General features: G+C 48.2%; 1 protein-coding gene. It reads right to left on the reverse strand.

Annotated elements, in window-relative coordinates:
* Positions 1-247 (reverse strand): RHS repeat domain-containing protein (locus H3T84_RS12050; protein ID WP_198219345.1); only part of this gene is annotated, 247 nt, incomplete at both ends.

Consider the following 247-nt stretch of genomic DNA (forward strand, 5'->3'; position numbering starts at 1 on the left):
TACCTGAAAGTATTGTAGTGCAGTCCGGTTTCTCTGTCTAAATACTGTCCCTGATACCTCAGGTTCTGTTGTATCTCTGTATGAGCAATCTCTTGTATCGGTTTGCCCCACAGCTGGTATGAGCATTCCCACACAATTTCACCGGCTTCATCCGTCAGCTCTTCCGGCATGCCGTTCAGGTCGGTATGGAAGTAGTAGATGTGTTGTTCCTGATTACCGTTTCTGTCTATCCGCGCCAGCGGTTCAT

Origin of the sequence: Snodgrassella sp. M0110 (assembly GCF_016101465.1) — a bacterium.
GTDB classification, from domain to species: Bacteria; Pseudomonadota; Gammaproteobacteria; order Burkholderiales; family Neisseriaceae; genus Snodgrassella; species Snodgrassella alvi.